Raw genomic sequence first — 16,864 nt, 5'->3', positions numbered from 1 at the left:
CCCATGGCGGGCAACCCCGATTTCGATCTGTTCAAGCTCGAGGATTTCCACGATGAGCTGCGCGAGGCCATTCGCGGACTGTCCGAGAAGGAGATCGCCCCGTACGCGAAGGACGTCGACGGCAACTCCCGCTTCCCGCAGGAGGCGCTGACGGCCCTCAATGCCGCCGGCTTCAATGCCGTGCACGTGCCGGAGGCCTACGGCGGCCAGGGCGCCGACTCGGTCGCCACCTGCATCGTGATCGAAGAGGTCGCCCGCGTCTGCGGTTCCTCCTCGCTCATCCCCGCGGTCAACAAGCTCGGCACCATGGGCCTGATCCTGCAGGGCTCCGAGGAGCTCAAGCAGCAGGTGCTGGCGGACATCGTCGCCGGCGGCATGGCGTCCTACGCGCTGTCCGAGCGTGAAGCCGGTTCCGATGCCGCGAGCATGCGCACCCGGGCCCGCCAGGACGGCGACGACTGGATCATCAACGGTTCCAAGTGCTGGATCACCAACGGCGGCAAGTCCGATTGGTACACCGTCATGGCCGTGACCGACGCCGACAAGGGTGCCAACGGCATCTCGGCGTTCATGGTCCACAAGGACGACGAGGGCTTCGTCGTCGGCCCGCTGGAGCACAAGCTGGGCATCAAGGGTTCCCCGACCGCCGAGCTGTATTTCGAGAACTGCAAGGTTCCGGGCGATCGCATCATCGGCGAGCCGGGCACCGGTTTCAAGACCGCCCTGCAGACCCTGGACCACACCCGCCCGACCATCGGCGCGCAGGCCGTCGGCCTCGCGCAGGGCGCCCTGGACGCGGCCATCGCGTACACCAAGGACCGCAAGCAGTTCGGCAAGGCCATCGCCGATTTCCAGAACACCCAGTTCATGCTGGCCGATATGGCCATGAAGGTCGAAGCGGCTCGCCTGATGGTCTACACCTCCGCGGCCCGCGCCGAGCGTGGCGAGAAGAACCTCGGTTTCATCTCCGCCGCCGCCAAGTGCTTCGCCTCGGATGTGGCCATGGAGGTCACCACCAATGCCGTCCAGCTCTTCGGTGGCGCGGGTTACACCACCGACTTCCCGGTGGAGCGCATGATGCGCGACGCCAAGATCACCCAGATCTACGAGGGCACCAACCAGATCCAGCGTCTGGTCATGTCGCGCCAGATCCTGCGGTAACGCGGCGGCGTAGCCGATCTTGAAAATCGCCGGAGGCGGTTCCGAGTTCATCTCGGAACCGCCTCCGGCGCGTTATGAATCGGTGCAGTTCACGCGGGTTTGCGGCGGAAAGTTGCGGCCTGGTTGCGATAGCTCATTGTTCGCTTAAGTAACGCTCACGGATCCCACAGCGACATCCCCTGTGACACATGGCCCGTCGGGGGGCCTGTACTTCCGCTTGTTCTTGTTCGAATGGGGATATGGGCCATGGATTTTCGTGAATTCTATGTGCGGCAACGCGCATTCTTCGGGAAGCATAAGATCGCTTCGGCCGCCGCTGTGCCGGCTGTCCTGGGTATAGCGATTGTGGTGGCCGTCTCATTTGCGCTGCCGTCCAGCACTACTCGCAATGCCGATCCGCGGCTCACCTCGTCGGTCACGGAATGCCATGACATGGTGACGATTTCGGTGGCGGGCCGCAACGACTCGCCCAACGAGGCGACCACGAAGATGCTGGTCGACGCGAACGGCAATGCACTGCCCGCCGCGCTGTCGGGTGACTACAGCAGCGAGTGGCTGGATCCGGTTGTCAACGCGCCCAATGCCGATCCCAACTCGAACAATGCCGCGGTCTACATCGCGTACCCGGCCAACCTGAACAACGAAGCGGACGCGGTCAACACCGGTGTCGCCAATACCGAACAGGTCATGCGGGAGATTTCGGCCGCGTGCCCGAACACCAAGTTCTCGATCGTCGGGTACAGCGAGGGATCCGTTGTGGTCCGTCAGGTCGCACAGCAGGTCGGGCATCAGACTGCCGACCAGAACGGCAAGTACGGCATCGTCGACCCGAACAATGTGATGGGTGTCGTCATTCTCGCCGACGCGGGCCGCTCGGCGGGAGACGGTACGTTCATCGGCGCAACGGACCCGAACCATCCGGACGGCTACGACGCCAACTTCGGCGGAAAGACCGCGGGCGGTCAGGGCGCGCTGCCGGACACCGCTGGTGACTTCGGTTCGCTGAACGGCAAGATCGCCTCGTTCTGCTCCGACGGCGATGACACCTGCTCTGCGCCGCAGAACATTTCGCTGCTGCAGTTGGCCATCAACGTCGGTCGGCACATCAATGTGGATGACCTCCAGAACAATGGGCTCACCCCGGCGACCGGGCAGGATGTCGCGGTCAACCTCGCCGGTATCGCGCTCGCCGCGTTCCAGGACATCGCGTCGACGCCGCACTGGTTGCAGAGCAACGAGACCTTCCTGCAGGTCCTGCTGAAGGTGTCGACTCCGGGTTACAAGCCGGGTACCCAGACAGCGGCTCCGGTCGCGGCGACCTCGATCGGAACCAACCAAATGTCGGATCTGGCGTACCTGCCGCAGAAGGTGTTCAACGAGATCGTCGGCCTGATCGTGACGAATACGAACACCATCCCGGTTATCCTGAGCGACCCGTACAACCAGACGCTCGGCCCGGACCGCACCGGCCACCACTTCGACTACTGGCATGATGCGGACCCGGCCAACGGCAAGCCGCTGACCTCCGCGGAGTACGCGGCGGCCTGGCTCACCCATCTGGCGCAGCAGGCGCAGAACGGTCAGAAGGTCGATACCACCGCCAAGCCGGAGCCGGCCGATCTCGCCGCCGCGTACAAGGCCGCGCAGCCGTCCACCACTACCGCGCCGACCACGACGACCGATCCGTCCAAGACCACCACCACGACGTCGGGTACGACGACGGTCACGACCACACCGGGTGGTGATCCGAAGGCCGTGGCGTCGACCTCCGTCGCGCCGACGACAACCGCTCCGACCACGACGGTCGCGCCGACCACCACCGCACCGACCACGACCACCGATGCGATGGTTCCGGCGGCGGTGAAGCCGACCACCACGGCCCCGACCACCACCGCACCCACTACTACGACAACGGATTCCGCTGCTCCGACCACCACGCCACACGCGAACTGAGGACAGTGCAGGGTCCGGCGCGCGGTGCTCCCACGCCGAATCCTGTTCAGTAGCTAGATAATTGCTCCGGCAGCCGTCCGTCGCCCTTGGTGCGACGGCACGGCTCGCCGGAGCTCTGCTTTTCGTGTTCCTCAGGTAAAGGCCGAGTTTCGGGATTGTTGGGTCGGCTGCGGTAGGAGCACTATGGAGCAATGGCCGGAGTCGAAATCAACGACACCTTCGTCCGGCGCACGCTGGCCAATGGGCGGGTGGAAGAGGTCGCGTGGACGGAACTGGCGGAGGTGCGCCTCATTACGACGGCGGACGGACCGTTCGCCGAGGATGTCTTCTTCGTGCTCATCGGCGCCACCGGTAAGGGCTGTGTAGTGCCGCATTCGGCGGCCGACACCGCGTTCCTGGCTCGCCTGCAGGCACTACCGGGTTTCGACAACGACAAGGTGGTCGAGGCGATGCTCAGCACCGCCGACCGGCAGTTCCTGGTGTGGCGGCGGGCCGAATCGGCTGACAGCCGGCGCGGCTATCGCGCCAATTAGCCGACCAGGTCGGCGTACTCGGGGTGCTCGCCGATGTACTTCTCGACATACCAGCAGGTGGGGATGATCGAGAAACCTTCCGCGCGTGCATTGTTCAGCGCGTACTCGACGACCTGCGCGGCCACGCCGCGGCCCCGGAACTCGGGAAAGGTGAGGGTGTGCTGGATGTCGCGGACCTTCGTGTCGCCCTCGGTGCGCTCCGCGTAGTCGGCGTAGCCCGCGAGCGTCTCATCGAGATAGATCTCGTAGCGGGTGGCGTCGACATTGTGTTCCAGCCTGGTACTCATGGTCTGTGTGAACTCCCTTGTGCGGTGGATTGTTCCGGTGCGGCCCCTCAGAGGACAGCTCCGGGATTCAGTATTCCGTGCGGATCCAGGGCATCTTTGATGCGCTGAGTGAGTGCCATCACATCGGGTCCGACCTGATCGGGCAGCCAGGCCTTCTTCAGCCGGCCGACCCCGTGCTCACCGGTGATGGTGCCGCCCAGGCCGATCGCCAGCTGCATGATCTCGCCGAAGGCCAGGTGCGCGCGCTCGGATTCGTCCGGGTCGTTCGGATCGTGCACGATGAGCGGGTGGGTATTGCCGTCGCCCGCATGCGCGATGACCGAGATGATCACATCGCGGTGCCGCGCGATCTCGGCGATGCCCGCTACCAGATCGCCGAGTCGGGGGAGCGGTACCCCGACATCCTCGAGCAGTAGCGGCCCTTTGCGTTCCACCGCCGGAATGGCGAATCGCCGTGCGGCGCAGAAGGCTTCGCCCTCCTCGGGATCATCGGTCCGGAAAGCCTCTGTGGCCCCGGCCTTTTCGCAGGCCGCCAGCATGATGTCGGCCTCGTATCCGGCGTGCTCGCCGGGTGCGTCGGAGCGCGCCACCAGCAGTCCGGCCGCCGCCCGATCCAGCCCCATGCGCAGTTCGTCCTCGACGGCATTGATGGCGATCGAGTCCATGAACTCCAGCATGGACGGCCGCAGCGTGCCGGTGATGGCGAGAATCGCCGTGGTGGCGGCGGTCAGGCTGGGGAAGGTCGCGACCACGGTGGACTGCGGCGGTTGCGCCGGCAGTAGCCGCAGCGTGAGCTCGGTGATGATGCCGAGCGTGCCCTCACTGCCCACGAACAGCTTGGTGAGCGAGAGCCCCGCCGAATCCTTGAGCCGCGGCCCGCCGAGGCGCACCACGGTCCCGTCGGCCAGCACCACCTCCATGCCGAGTACGTAATCGGTGGTGACGCCGTACTTCACGCAGCACAGCCCGCCCGCATTGGTGGCCGCATTGCCGCCGATGGAGCAGATCTCGAACGACGACGGATCCGGCGGATACCACAGGCCGTATTCGGCGACGGTCCGCTTGACCTCGGCATTCAGCAGTCCCGGCTGCACCACGGCGGTACGGGTGACCTGGTCCACGGTGATGTCCCGCATGCGCTCGGTGCTCAGCAGCAGCGCCCCGTTCTGCGCGGTGGCCCCGCCGGACAGTCCGGTCCCGGTGCCGCGCGGTACCACCGGAATCCGATGCTCGGAGGCCCACTTCAGCACTGCCGCTACCTGATCGGTGCGGTTCGGCCGGACAAGTGCCAGTGCTGTGCCGGCGTCCGGATCGAAGGCTCGGTCTTGCCGGTAGCCATCGAGTATGTCGGGATCGGTCACCAGCATGCCGTCGGGCAGCAGCGCCCGGAGTGAGCCGAGATCAGGAGAACTGTGCGGGTCCACAGTTGTGAAACTACGGGATCGGCGCGCGTTGGTGTGTGCCCGATTCGTCGCAACCCTTCGCATTGTTAACCGATTGTTCTCCGTGTCGCTGGGCCTGGGTGATTGCCGCGTCTTCATATTTGGGACAGCATCCGAACCCATGCTGTCCGAACGCCTGAATCCCGCCGGTGACGTTCCCGATACCGGCATTCCCGAGCGGCTCGCCGCCACCATGACCATGACCGAGCAGTACGAATGGCACCGCGCGTACCTGCGCCGCCATCCGGTCTCGCGCCGGAATTTCTTCCGCGGCGGAGCGGCCGCCGCGGCGGTGGCGGCGGTCGGCGTCTCGCCGTTCGGTGCGCGCGCCTACGCCGACGAGGCCGCGCTGGGTGTGGGCGGGCAGCATGTCGGCTTCGGCACGGATGCGTCCGGGCAGCTGCGCTTTTCGGCGCAGCTGTCCCGGAATCCCGGTGGCGCCAAGGTCTTTCTCGAGCACGGGCCGACGCCGGTACTCGGCGGCAGTGTCGAGGCCGAGGTGCGCAATCTGGTGACGCAGATCCCCAGCTCCGATGGGGGAGTGCTGGCGGCGGAACAGTTCTACGTGCACGCACCGGTCGACGGATTGCCGGGCCGGCTGCCGCACTTCTACCGCTGGCGCACCTCCGACGGCTTCGTGAGTGATGTCCGCTCGGTGGCCACCGCCATGCCGACGGCGCGCGCGGCCGTGGTGCCGTTCCGGTTCACCATGATGGGTGATCAGGGCACCGACGATGTGCCGTCGCAGCCCGGCGGCCTGAAGCCCGGCGACTACGACGACCTGTACTACGCGGCCGACAACGATCCGGCCGTCCCGCATACGAAGAACGTGCTGAACCAGATCGTCGCCGCGCGCCCGGATTTCCATGTGCTCGCCGGTGACATCGCCTATGCCGATCCGTCGGGCGCGGGCAAGAAGCCGCAGTACGTCGGCTCGGGCGGCAAGGCGCCGGACGGTTTCGACAAGTTCAACCCGTACGTCTGGGACGTGTACTTCGGCGCCATCGAGGCCAGCGCCTCGACCACCCCGTGGATGTTCGCCACCGGCAACCACGATATGGAGGCCGCCTACGGCACCCACGGTTACGGCGGACACCTTGCGCGCCTGGACTTCCCGGGCAACGGTCCCGCCGGCTGCCCGTCGGTGTACTCCTTCACCTACGGCAATGTCGCGGTGCTGTCCCTGGACGCCAATGACATCTCCTACGAGATCGGCGCGAACACCGGCTACTCCGGCGGCGCCCAGAACAGCTGGGTGGAAACAACTCTCGCCGCTTACCGCGCGAACCCGGATATCGATTTCATCGTCTGCTTCTTCCACCACTGCGCCTACTCCACCACCGATTCCCACGCCAGCGACGGCGGCGTGCGCGATGCCTGGTGCGCACTCTTCGACCGCTACCAGGTGGATCTGGTGCTGCAGGGCCACAATCACGTCTTCGAGCGCACCGACCCGATTCGCGGCGGCGCGCAATCCAAGGCAGCGGGCGACAATTCGATCGTCTACCCCGAGACCGACGGCACCGTCTACTACACCGTGGGCGGCGGCGGCCGCCCTCGCTACGGCTTCCAGCCCGGCTCCCAGGAAAGCTACCGCGGGCACGAGGTCGCCGATACGGACGTGCCGAACAGCTATGTCTGGACGCCGGGTGGAACCAAGAAGCCAGAGGATGCGCCCTGGTCCCGGGTGCGATTCCGCAACTACTCGTTCATCCGAGTCGATGTACGCCCAGGCTTCTTCTCGAGCGAAATGGATGTGACCGCGGTGGACGAGTACGGCCGCGAATTCGACAAACTCACCTACCGCCGCCAGGTCCGCGGCTAGCTCGAGGGAGCGAAAAGCGCGGCATCCCAATGGATGCCGCGCTTCTACTCAGGAACCCGAGCTGCCGCTCCCGGTCGCGCAGTTATTCGGCTGCGCGGGTGGGGGCGTTGTGCCGCCTGCGGGTGGGAGCACGGTGATGGTCATCGTTTCGGTTTGCTTGTCCGAGTCCACGGTGGCGGTGAGGGTGTGCTGGCCGGTCGTGGTCGGAATCCAGTTCATGCTGCCGATACCGAGGTTGATCGCCACGTCGGCCGTGCCGATGCAGCTGCCGTTGTCGGTGAATGCAACAGTGGCGTCACGCTTCGACGAGCCTAAGTCGGTTAACAATGTCTTTGGGTAGCCGGCAACGAACGACTCTACGCCCAGACCGTAGGTATCGCCGACGTAGAAGACGCTGGGCGTGCCTACTATGCCGGTAGCCGATATGTAGAAGTTGTCCGGTGGGGTCGCCGCCGACGCCACTGACGCGGTCATCATGACCGACGCTGCCACCGCTATCGAACCCGATGCGCTCCAAACAATTTGCCGCGTCAGGGTAGTTCTTCCGGTCACTCTCACTCCACTCATCGCTCGCAATGCCCTTCTCGGCGGACATTAGTTCCACGGCATGTGAAATATTGCCTTTTCGCAAATACACGGCGGACTTGTACTGCAGCGAAAAGCGCGACATCCCATATTGATGACCGAGGCGATAGGGCGCGGCATCCGAGTGGATGCCGCGCCCTTCTCGTTCAGTCGGTCAGCGGGTGGTGGCGCGGGGGAGGGTGAGGGCTGCGGTGAAGACGACCGCGACGATCCCCAGGGCGGCCAGGGCCGCGATCTCCATGGCGTGCACGAAATCGCCTACACCGTGGGCGCTTCCGAGTGCGGTGAAGAAGATGGTGCCCAGAACGGTTGCGCCGACGGCGTTTCCGAACTGCTGCGCGGTGGTGAGGACGCCCGCTGCCATGCCTGCCTGGTGGGCGGGGATGCCCGAGGAGAGGACTGCGCCGATGGCGGACGGGATGGTCATACCGTTGCCGGTGCCGACCAGGATCATGCCGGGGATGAGGACCACCGCGCTGATGGAGGAGCCGTACCAGGCCAGCACGCCGATGGTGAGGAGCAGGCCGGTGAGGCTGATGCTGGTGCCCAGCACCATCACTCGATTACCGATGCGCTCGGCGACCTTGCGAGAGAGCAGTGAGCTGGTGGCGAAGGCCACGCCCAGGGGAGCGAAGGTCAGTCCGGCCGCCAGTGGTGACATGCCGAGCCCGTTCTGCAGCAGCAGGGTCAAGCAGAGCATGAATCCGGCGAAGAAGGCCAGGTAACCGCCGGAGATCACCATGCCCGCTGCGAATACCCGCTCGCGCACCAGTTCGGTGTCGAGCACGGGCTGTCCGCCGCGGCGTGCCAGCCGGTCCTCGTAGCGCAGGGTGAGCAGCAACACCGGGAGTGCGGCGGCCATGGATACCCAGGTCCACACCGGCCAGCCCTCCGGGCGGCCCAGTGTCACCGGAATCAGCACCAGTGCCAGTGCGGCCGAGATGCCCAGCGCGCCGATCGGATCCAGCCGGGGCCGGTGGGTCTGCTCGTGCTGCGGCAGCCAGCGCGCGGCTAGGAAGGCGGCGATCAGGCCGATGGGCAGATTGATGAAGAAGATTGTCCGCCAACCCCATCCGAACAGATCGAGGTCGAGCAGCACGCCGCCCAGCACCTGCCCGGAGACCGCGCCGAGTCCGATGGTGGCGCCGAAGGCGGACATGGCCTTGGCACGCTCGGCCGGCGGGAACATGGTGTTGATGAGCGCCAGCATCTGCGGCACCATGGCCGCTGCGGTGGCGCCCTGCAGTACCCGGAATCCGACCAGGGCCCAGGCGTTCCAGGCCAGCCCGCACAGCAGTGAGGCAATGGCGAAGGCGAGCATGCCGACTACGAACATGCGCCGGTGGCCGAACAGGTCGCCGAGCCGTCCGCCGGTGATCAGGCCGCTGGCGTAGGCGAATCCGTAGCCGCCGATGACCAGTTCGAGGGCGGCCTCACCGGCATGCAGATCGGTTTGCAGTGAGGAGGCGGCGACATTGATGACGAAGTAGTCGAACATCGCCATGAACATGGCGGTGAGGACGACCGGCAGCACCCGCCAGCGGGCGGCGAAGACGCCCGGTGCGGTCATTACTGGCGCGGAACCAGCTGTAGCGGAACGGTTCTCGAGGATGGTCACGTCGGTTCTCCCGAACGGTGGAGCAGGGACTGTGGGGACGTGCGGCGCGCCATTGCGCCTGAGTGGGTCCGAGGGCGGGGCCCTCGAAACTTCCCGTGTTCTCAGGGGGTTCGGGGACGGTGGCCCCCGAAGGACTTCACCCTCGCGAGGGGCATAACCAACTGGTTAGTTGAAAGTATTCCACGGGTGCAGCCCTGTCAACTGCCTAGTTGGTTACCCCGTTGCAAGCCATCCCCGCCCGATGAGGCGTCGAGAGGGCTCTGGTCGTGGAGGACCTCGGGGTGTCCCCACGGTGCGAGCCCGTTGGGTGAGGGGTCTTGGGTGGATGCGCCGGTATCAGGTGGTGGGTTTGCGGGCGGTTTTTGTCACGCCGGTTTTTCGGTCGTGCTTCTTGAAGTAGGTTGCGGAGTCGCGGCGGCCCGGGATGAGGTGTGCCGGGCCGAAGAATTCGCCGTTGGAGAGGGTGATCTTGCCGGACGGCGTGATTGACATAATGATGCATTCGGCGCGGATTTCGTCGAATTCCGAATACCGCACAGGTGCACCGACTTTCGCCCACTGTGGCAGCGGGCTCACGATCCGCCGCTCACGATCTCCGGCGATTCCTCCAGCGTCTGCAGTCTCAGTAGATACCGGCGCAATTCGCAGCCGTCTCGCTCGCAATCTTCGCCGTGCGCCTCGAGGAGCAGCCGGACATCGGCGTCGCTCAGCTGTGCGTGGGCCTGTGGCCGGGCATGCCACGCCGGGAGTGAACTGAAGGGCCGCCGGGCTTCAGGGGCGGAGGTTTCACTGTTCGTCATGATCGACTCCTGCTGGTAGAGAGGGAAATGCGGTCATCATGCGCGATGCCGGCCGTGCGCCCGGTGCAGGTTATGCAGCGGAACGCGATGCAATTCATGTCCGCCCGCGACGAGGGGCGTGTCACTCCGCGCGGGCGGTGTCGGGGAGTAGCCGACGGCGACGCTCCATCGAACGACGGCGACTATCACCAGACCGGAAAGTATGACAATTATGAAAGAGTCTGTGTCCAAAAGCATTACGACATCCCCTCGCCAATGCTGTTTGCGGATAGCGACTTTGACACCTATTAGTAGACACCCAGATTGGGCACATGAATCCATTCACAACCAACTAGGGGCGAAATAAGATTGAAGTGCGCTACGCACGCGTGCGCCACGAACACTCCCCAGATAGCGAGGCTAACGAAATGGCCGGATTGACGTTCTCTCGCTTGGATTTCGGCAACTTCATGCAGGGGCTGCGAAAGCGTGCGCCGCACACTGTGTTATCCAGAGCAGCGTCTCATCTCGAGGTGACCAGGTTCGTGCTCATGCGCGTGGAGGAGGGCAGTCCGACGAAGCTGACCACGCCGCAGCTGGAGAGCCTGCTCGACTTCTACGAAGCCACTCCGGTGGATCGGGCTGAGGCGCTGAGACTGTGGGCCGAAATTCGGGAGCAGGACAAAACGGCTAAGGCGCAGGGGAATTCGAAGGGATTCTGGAAGGCCTACACCGACCAGGTCGCCCCGAACTTCCCGAAGTTTCTACGGCTCGAAGGGGCGGCCGACCACATCATTGCGCACCAGCCGGTGATCGTTCCCGGCTTGTTCCAGATTCCGGACTACCGCCGGGCAATCGTGCGGATCGGAGAGCCGGAGCTGTCGGTGGTGGATCTGGAACGTCGTCTCGAACTCACCGCGCACCGCCAGGCCCGCATCGAAGACGCCGGCTTCCGACTGGAAGTCTTTCTGTCCGAGGCGGTGTTGCGAAACCGAGCCGGCAGCGCATCGGTGATGGCAACACAGCTGCGATGGCTGGCGGAGGTCGGGGATCGGGAGAATGTCAGCGTCCAGGTCATCCCATTCTCGAGTGGACCGCATCCGGGGATGACGATGCATACGTTCACAATGTTGCGGTTCCCGAAGGGTGCGAGCGGGATGCTCCTTCCCCCAGTGGTTTACGCCGAAGGTGCGATCGGCAGTACGTTCCATGAGCACGAGGAGGAAATCGGCCAATATCGACAAGCTATCGACGGCCTGAGGACGGTAGCGTTGACGGAGGGTGCCACCAGAGATCTGGTGGCACAGGTCGCGAAGGAGTACGCGTCGTGAAGAAGCCGGTGCGGGGTATCTGGTACAAGTCGAGCAAGTCAGACGGCGCGAAGCAATGCGTGGAGATCTTTCACGATGTCGACCGGGTCGGTGTCCGTGACTCCAAGCAGCCCGGCGGCCCCGAGCTGTTCTTCACCGGCGAGCAGTGGGATCGCTTCCTCGCCGGTGGCGTCTGGGGGCGTGAGTGACGCCGACGCCAGGAAACCGCACATGGTTCAAGTCCAGCCGGTCCGCGCAGGCCAACGAATGTGTAGAGGTCTACCTCGACGACGACCGGGTCGGTGTCCGTGATTCCAAGACCCCCGGTGGCCCTGAGCTGTTCTTCACTGGCGAGCAGTGGGATCGCTCCCTCGCCGGTGACGTCTGGGGGCGTTGAGCCGAAGTAAAAATGGGTCCTTTGCCGGGTCGAGCCATGTCAACTATCTGGTTGGTTATGATGTTCGGTATGGCAGTCAGGGATCCCGAGGCGACGAAGGCGCGGATTTTCGCCGCCGCTACCGCCGAGTTCGCCGCGCACGGCATCGCGGGCGCCCGGGTGGACCGGATCGCGCGCAATGCGCAGGCCAACAAGCAGCTCATCTACGCCTACTTCGGCGATAAAGAGGCGCTGTTCCGGCAGGTGCTGGAGAAGACCATGCTCGCCGTCGCGGAGTCGGTCACCACCGATATCGAAGACCTCGATACCTGGATCGACCAGCACATCGACTACCACCGCGACCACCCCGAGTTGCTGCGCCTGCTCATGTGGGAGGCGCTGGAACTGGGCGCCGAGAATGCGCAGGCGGGTGAGCTGCGCTGCGGCCGCTACCTGGAGAAGCGCAGCAAGGTGGAGGTGGCGCAGGGCAAAGGCCTGATGCGCACCGATATGCCGTCCGGCAATATCCTCATGCTGCTGATGAGCATGATCAACTATCCGCTCGCGGTGCCGCAGGTCGCCGAGTTCACCCTCGGCCCCGACTCCGATCCGGACAGCGCCCGCGCCTGGACCAAGGACGCCATCCGCCGCATCGTCGCTCCGGCCGAAACGAGCACCTGAGCGATTGCTCCGAACGACAACGGCCCGTACGCCTTTCGGCGTACGGGCCGATGCTTGTCCGCACGATGTCGTGCCCCGTCATCCCGGCATGCTTTTGGCCGGGATTCACACGGCTCAGATCGTCTTGACGGTCCCGCCGTCGATGACGAAGTCCGCGCCGACAATATTGCCGGCCCGCTCGGAGGCCAGGAATGCCACCAGTGCTGCTACCTCCTCCGCTTCCGAGATGCGGCCGGAGGCGATGCCGAACTGGTCCGGCGCAGCCTCCATGAACTGTTCGTGCGTAATGCCATTGGCCGCCGCCAGCTTGGCCCCGATGCTGTCCGGACCCCGCCAGATCGAGGTGCCGACCACTCCGGGGGAGACGGTATTCGCCCGCACGCCCTGTGGCCCGAACTCCTCGCTGAGCCGCTTGCTGAACGTGGTGAGTGCGGCCTTGGCCTCGCTGTAGCCGACCGGTCCGACCGCTGGGAGTCGTGCATTGATCGAGGAAATGGTCACGATCGCGCCCCGCCGCTCGACAATGCTCGGCAGTGCCGCCCGAGTCGTCGTAATAACACCGAACAGGTTGAGGTCGAAGGACTTTCGTACTTGCTCGTCGGGGACGTCCAGCACGCCGCCCAGTGTGAGCCCTTCCGCGTCCCCGCCGCCGACATTATTGATCAGGATATCGATCCCGCCGAGCTCGGCGAGGGCTGCTTCCACCGCGGCGAGCGCGCCGGCGGCAGTGCTCAAATCCGCCGAAACCGCTGCAACCGCGGCCTTTTCGAGTTCGGGGGTGACGGTGCGGGCGACGCCGACCACTCGCACGCCCTCCTCTGTCAGCAATTCGGTGATCGCCAGCCCGATGCCCCGGCTGGCGCCGGTGACGAGTGCGGTCTTGCCGTTGAGTCCGAGATCCATGTGATGTGTACCTTTCTTGAACTGCAGGTCAAAAATTAGGGCAGCAGAAGACGCCGCCTCTGGTGATCAGGCGGTGCGACCGGGTGGGGTTCAGAGGGTGGTCAGTGCGGTATCGATAATTCGATGGAGGGTCGCGGAATCGGCAGTCTTGGCTATGACACGCAGCCCGGCAATGGTGTTCACTATGAATTCCGCGTAGGCCTGGGGATCGATCTCGGCCGGTACATCGCCGTCCCTGCGGCCACGGTCGATGCGAGCGGCCAGCGTTTCGACCATATGCTGCTGCGCGACAGTGACGGCGCGGTTGGCTTCCGCATCGTGCCCGGCCAGCTCCAGTGCGGTATTCGCGACCAGGCAACCGCGCCGGACCGGTTGTGCGAGATCGGTATCCACCGCGAACCGCATCCAGGCCCGCAATCGCTCCCGGGTGGTCCCGGGTTCGGCCAGGACTCCGGTGGCGAGCTCGGTGCCGGCGCGGTCGTAGTACGACAGCACCTGATCGAACAGCTCCCGCTTACTTCCGAAAGCATTGTAGAGACTGCCTTTTCCGATTCCGGTGGCCTCGGCGAGCAGGGCAGGTGAGGTGTTCGCGTACCCGTGGGTCCAGAACGCCTCCATCGCGCGCTCCAGGACGGTGTCCGTCTCGAAGTCGCGTGGCCTGCCCATGGAAAGCAAAGTACCCCGTTCTAGACCTGTAGGTCAAGAACGGGGTACTCGGGGTGAAACCGCTACAGCGCCTTCAGTTCCTCGGTGACGGCACTGACGGACTTCTTGGCATCACCGAACAGCATGGAGGTGGTGTCGGCGTAGAACAGCGGGTTGTCGATACCGGCGAAGCCGGAGTTCATCGAGCGCTTGAGCACGATGACCGACTTGGCCTGGTCCACGTTCAGCACCGGCATGCCGTAGATCGGCGAGGAGGCATCCTCACGCGCGGCCGGGTTGGTGACGTCATTGGCGCCGATGACGAGGGCGACATCGGTACGGCTGAATTCGCCGTTGATATCGTCCATTTCCTTCATGGCGTCGTAGGAGACCTCGGCCTCGGCCAGCAGCACGTTCATATGGCCCGGCATACGACCGGCAACCGGGTGGATGGCGTACTTGACCTCGACGCCCTTGGCCTCGAGCAGCGCCGCCATCTCCTTGACCGCGTGCTGCGCCTGGGCGACGGCCATGCCGTAGCCGGGAACCACGATGACCTGGTTGGCGTACGCCATCTGAATCGCGGCATCCGCGGCCGAGGTGGCCTTGGCCTGGCGCTGCTCGCCGTCGCCGGAAGCGCTGGGAGCTGTTCCGCCGCCACCGAATCCGCCCGCCACAATGGCCGGGATGGACCGGTTCATGGCCTTGGCCATGAGGTTGGTGAGGATGGTGCCGGACGCGCCGACGATCATGCCCGCCACGATCATGGCGGTGTTGTTCAGCGCGAGACCCGCTGCGGCAGCGGATAGTCCGGTGAGCGCATTGAGCAGCGAGATGACGACGGGCATATCGGCGCCACCGATGGGCAGCACCGTCATCAGGCCCAGGATGCCCGCGAGCACCAGCAGCGCGATCATCCACCATTGCGACACACCGGTTTTGGTGGCGCCGAGACCGATGACCACCGCGGCGGCGATCGCGCCCGCGAACAGCAGCAGGTTCAGCGGCTGCTGCAGCTTGCCGACGCTGATCGGCCTGCCGGACAGCAGTTCCTGCAGCTTGGCGAACGCAATGCACGAGCCCCAGAAGGAGATCGAGCCGATGATAGCCGCGAAGAGCGAGGCGATCGCAATGTGCGCGGTCGGCTGCTCACCGGACGGGAAGTGCGAGAAGCCCTTGGTATCAAGGAATTCCGCCCAGGCGATGAGTGCGACGGTACCGCCACCCACACCGTTGAACGCCGCGACCAGCTGCGGCATGGCGGTCATCTTGGTGAAGCGGGCCGGGGGCACGCCCAGGCCGATGCCGACCACCAGACCGGCGACGATAATGATCCAGCTACTGGTGTGGCGGATGGAGATCAGGGTCGCGACGACCGCGATCAGCATGCCGACGGCGGCGATCTGATTGCCGCGCACCGCGGTCTTCGGCCCGGTCAGGCCCATCAGGCCGTAGATGAAGAGGGCGAAGGCGACGATGTAGAGAATATTGACCAGATTGTCCATGGCTCAGCGGTCCGCCTTTTCGGTGTTACCAGGGCGCTCCGCGCCCGAAGCAGCAGGCTTCTTGGCCTTGAACATGCCCAGCATGCGGTCGGTGACCACGAAGCCGCCGATGACGTTCAGCGTGCCGAAGACGACCGCGACGAACAGGATGATCTGCATGAGGACCGACGGGTGGTCGATCTTGCCGAACACCACCAGCGCGCCGAGCACCACAATGCCGTGAATGGCGTTGGTGCCGGACATGAGTGGGGTGTGCAGGGTGTTGGGCACCTTGGAGATCACGGCGAAGCCCACGAACCCGGACAGCACCAGGATCGCGATATTCGCGAGAAGTTCGGTGTACATCAGGCTTCCACCTTCTGAGAGCTCGGCTCGCTTCGCTCGCGTGTCACGCAGGAGTCGGCGAGCACCTGATCGGAGAAGTCCGGCGCCAGCGCACCGTCTTTCAGCATCAGTTCCAGCAGCGCCGAGATGTTCTTCGAGTACAGCTCGGAGGCGTGCTCGGGCATGGTGGCCGGGAGATTGAGCGGCGAGGCAATCGTGACCCCGTGCCGCACAACGGTTTTGCCCGGCTCGGTGAGCTCGCAGTTGCCGCCGGTCTCGCCGGCCATGTCCACGATCACGCTGCCGGGCTTCATACCCGCTACTGCCTCGGCATTCACCAGGCGCGGCGCGGGACGGCCCGGGACGAGCGCGGTCGTGATGACCACGTCGAAACCCTTGATGGCATCTTCCAAAGCCTGCTGCTGCTTGGCCTTCTCGTCGTCGGTGAGTTCGCGGGCGTACCCGCCCTCACCGGCGGCGTCGATGCCCAGGTCGAGCCACTGCGCACCGACCGACCGCACCTGATCGGCAACCTCCGGGCGCACGTCGTAACCGGTGGTCCGGCCGCCCAGGCGCTTTGCGGTCGCCAGCGCCTGCAGCCCGGCGACACCGACGCCGAGCACCAGCACGGTCGCGGGCTTCACGGTGCCCGCCGCCGTGGTGAGCATGGGGAAGAATCTGGTGGATTCGGAGGCCGCCAGCAGCACGGCCTTATAACCGGCGACATTGGCCTGTGAGGAGAGAGCGTCCATGACCTGCGCCCGCGAAATGCGCGGAATCGCTTCCACCGCAAAGGCTTGGACGCCGGCTTCCTTCAGCGCGCCGATCTTGGTGTCGGCATTGCGCGGTGCGAGGAAGCCGATCAGTGTCTGCCCGCTCGAAAGCTTGGCGATCTCGGCGTCATTGGGCGGCGCCACCTTGACGACGACGTCCGTGT

19 protein-coding genes are annotated in these 16,864 nt (G+C 65.1%); 8 read left to right on the top strand and 11 right to left on the bottom strand.

Annotated features, from left to right (window positions below; all coding sequences use genetic code 11):
• Positions 1–3 precede the first annotated feature (3 nt).
• The 3 genes from JWN03_RS30695 (at position 4) to JWN03_RS30685 (ending at position 3,647) form a co-directional block, all read left to right on the top strand.
• Positions 4–1,161 (top strand): acyl-CoA dehydrogenase, encoded by a 1,158-nt coding sequence (locus JWN03_RS30695; protein ID WP_297622290.1) that lies wholly within the window; start codon positions 4–6, stop codon positions 1,159–1,161.
• A 246-nt stretch (positions 1,162–1,407) separates the two neighbouring features.
• Positions 1,408–3,114 carry a cutinase family protein gene (locus JWN03_RS30690; RefSeq protein ID WP_297622286.1) on the top strand — a complete coding sequence of 569 codons (1,707 nt, stop codon included), beginning with the start codon at positions 1,408–1,410 and terminating at the stop codon, positions 3,112–3,114.
• Positions 3,115–3,305: 191 nt separating this feature from the next.
• A complete protein-coding gene (locus tag JWN03_RS30685; protein WP_297622284.1) occupies positions 3,306–3,647 on the top strand; it encodes a hypothetical protein in 342 nt (113 codons plus the stop codon).
• Here the strand turns inward: JWN03_RS30685 and JWN03_RS30680 are convergent.
• On the bottom strand, positions 3,644–3,934 hold the full coding sequence (locus JWN03_RS30680; RefSeq protein ID WP_297622282.1) for a GNAT family N-acetyltransferase: 291 nt from the start codon (positions 3,932–3,934) through the stop codon (positions 3,644–3,646). The genes JWN03_RS30685 and JWN03_RS30680 overlap by 4 nt on opposite strands.
• Before the next feature lie 47 nt (positions 3,935–3,981).
• A complete protein-coding gene (locus JWN03_RS30675; protein WP_297622288.1) occupies positions 3,982–5,301 on the bottom strand; it encodes an FAD-binding oxidoreductase in 1,320 nt (439 codons plus the stop codon).
• Positions 5,302–5,497: 196 nt separating this feature from the next.
• Here JWN03_RS30675 and JWN03_RS30670 point away from each other — a divergent pair, with 196 nt between their 5' ends.
• Positions 5,498–7,201, top strand: a complete 1,704-nt coding sequence (locus JWN03_RS30670) for a metallophosphoesterase (protein WP_297622280.1) — start codon at positions 5,498–5,500, stop codon at positions 7,199–7,201.
• Positions 7,202–7,249: 48 nt separating this feature from the next.
• Here JWN03_RS30670 and JWN03_RS30665 read toward each other — a convergent pair whose 3' ends face one another.
• The 4 genes from JWN03_RS30665 to JWN03_RS30650 all read right to left on the bottom strand — a co-directional run bounded on the left by JWN03_RS30665 (position 7,250) and on the right by JWN03_RS30650 (position 10,204).
• Positions 7,250–7,753, bottom strand: coding sequence for a hypothetical protein (locus JWN03_RS30665; RefSeq protein WP_297622278.1), 504 nt, complete (start codon positions 7,751–7,753; stop codon positions 7,250–7,252).
• 187 nt (positions 7,754–7,940) lie between these two features.
• Positions 7,941–9,356 carry an MFS transporter gene (locus JWN03_RS30660; RefSeq protein WP_297622276.1) on the bottom strand — a complete coding sequence of 472 codons (1,416 nt, stop codon included), beginning with the start codon at positions 9,354–9,356 and terminating at the stop codon, positions 7,941–7,943.
• A 384-nt stretch (positions 9,357–9,740) separates the two neighbouring features.
• Positions 9,741–9,941 carry a hypothetical protein gene (locus JWN03_RS30655; RefSeq protein ID WP_297622274.1) on the bottom strand — a complete coding sequence of 67 codons (201 nt, stop codon included), beginning with the start codon at positions 9,939–9,941 and terminating at the stop codon, positions 9,741–9,743.
• 35 nt (positions 9,942–9,976) lie between these two features.
• Complete coding sequence (locus JWN03_RS30650) at positions 9,977–10,204, bottom strand: hypothetical protein (protein WP_297622272.1); 228 nt, start codon at positions 10,202–10,204, stop codon at positions 9,977–9,979.
• Between the two features lie 353 nt (positions 10,205–10,557).
• On the opposite strand from JWN03_RS30650, the gene JWN03_RS30645 reads away from it, so the two are divergent.
• The 4 genes from JWN03_RS30645 to JWN03_RS30630 all read left to right on the top strand — a co-directional run bounded on the left by JWN03_RS30645 (position 10,558) and on the right by JWN03_RS30630 (position 12,550).
• Positions 10,558–11,514, top strand: coding sequence for a DUF5753 domain-containing protein (locus JWN03_RS30645; protein ID WP_297622271.1), 957 nt, complete (start codon positions 10,558–10,560; stop codon positions 11,512–11,514).
• The gene (locus JWN03_RS30640; protein ID WP_297622270.1) at positions 11,511–11,702 is read left to right on the top strand and encodes a DUF397 domain-containing protein; all 192 of its coding nucleotides are present in this window, start codon (positions 11,511–11,513) and stop codon (positions 11,700–11,702) included. Before JWN03_RS30645 ends, JWN03_RS30640 begins: the two co-directional genes overlap by 4 nt.
• The gene (locus JWN03_RS30635) at positions 11,699–11,890 is read left to right on the top strand and encodes a DUF397 domain-containing protein (protein ID WP_297622269.1); all 192 of its coding nucleotides are present in this window, start codon (positions 11,699–11,701) and stop codon (positions 11,888–11,890) included. The genes JWN03_RS30640 and JWN03_RS30635 overlap by 4 nt, the downstream gene beginning before the upstream one ends.
• A 69-nt stretch (positions 11,891–11,959) precedes the next feature.
• Positions 11,960–12,550 (top strand): TetR/AcrR family transcriptional regulator, encoded by a 591-nt coding sequence (locus tag JWN03_RS30630; protein ID WP_297622268.1) that lies wholly within the window; start codon positions 11,960–11,962, stop codon positions 12,548–12,550.
• 114 nt (positions 12,551–12,664) lie between these two features.
• Here the strand turns inward: JWN03_RS30630 and JWN03_RS30625 are convergent, their stop codons facing one another.
• The 5 genes from JWN03_RS30625 to JWN03_RS30605 form a co-directional block, all read right to left on the bottom strand.
• Positions 12,665–13,453: an SDR family oxidoreductase gene (locus tag JWN03_RS30625; RefSeq protein ID WP_297622266.1), complete on the bottom strand. Its 789-nt coding sequence runs from the start codon at positions 13,451–13,453 to the stop codon at positions 12,665–12,667.
• Positions 13,454–13,543: 90 nt separating this feature from the next.
• Positions 13,544–14,119 (bottom strand): TetR/AcrR family transcriptional regulator, encoded by a 576-nt coding sequence (locus JWN03_RS30620; protein ID WP_297622265.1) that lies wholly within the window; start codon positions 14,117–14,119, stop codon positions 13,544–13,546.
• A 62-nt stretch (positions 14,120–14,181) separates the two neighbouring features.
• Positions 14,182–15,603: an NAD(P)(+) transhydrogenase (Re/Si-specific) subunit beta gene (locus tag JWN03_RS30615; protein WP_297622264.1), complete on the bottom strand. Its 1,422-nt coding sequence runs from the start codon at positions 15,601–15,603 to the stop codon at positions 14,182–14,184.
• A gap of 3 nt (positions 15,604–15,606) precedes the next feature.
• The gene (locus tag JWN03_RS30610) at positions 15,607–15,948 is read right to left on the bottom strand and encodes an NAD(P) transhydrogenase subunit alpha (protein ID WP_297622263.1); all 342 of its coding nucleotides are present in this window, start codon (positions 15,946–15,948) and stop codon (positions 15,607–15,609) included.
• A partial coding sequence (locus tag JWN03_RS30605; protein ID WP_297622262.1) for an NAD(P) transhydrogenase subunit alpha occupies positions 15,948–16,864 on the bottom strand: 917 nt, incomplete at its 5' end. The genes JWN03_RS30605 and JWN03_RS30610, both read right to left, overlap by 1 nt.

This window comes from Nocardia sp. (assembly GCF_025465275.1).
Taxonomy (GTDB): domain Bacteria; phylum Actinomycetota; class Actinomycetes; order Mycobacteriales; family Mycobacteriaceae; genus Nocardia.
The sequence above is the reverse complement of the archived record's forward strand: the minus strand, read 5'-3'. Positions and strand labels throughout refer to the sequence as shown.